Origin of the sequence: Caulobacter sp. 602-1 (assembly GCF_003931565.1) — a bacterium.
Taxonomy (GTDB): domain Bacteria; phylum Pseudomonadota; class Alphaproteobacteria; order Caulobacterales; family Caulobacteraceae; genus Caulobacter.
This window is the reverse complement of record NZ_RRYI01000169.1, coordinates 1-283: the sequence shown is the minus strand read 5'-3', so window position 1 is coordinate 283 and position 283 is coordinate 1. Positions and strand designations below refer to the sequence as shown.

General features: G+C 65.0%; 1 protein-coding gene. It reads right to left on the bottom strand.

Annotated features, from left to right (window positions below; translation table 11 throughout):
* Positions 1–283, bottom strand: a 283-nt coding sequence (locus tag EIK80_RS25745) for an efflux RND transporter permease subunit (RefSeq protein ID WP_148099155.1), incomplete at both ends; no start/stop codon positions are given.

The following is a 283-nucleotide window of genomic DNA, read 5'->3' as shown; positions in this document are numbered from 1 at the left end:
CACGACGATGGCGTCGTCGACGACCAGGCCGACGGCCAGCACCAGGGCCAACAGGGTCGGCAGGTTCAGCGAGAAGCCCAGCGGCGCCAGCACGATGAAGGTCGACAGGATGCAGATCGGGGCAACGACCGAGGGGATCAGCGCCGAACGCCAGCTGCCCAGGAAGATCAGGTTGACCAGCACGACCAAGCTGATCGACAGGGCCATGGTGATACACACTTCGTGGATGGCCTCGGCCGTGAACACCGAGTTGTCCACCGCCACGACCATCTTGGTGCCGGGC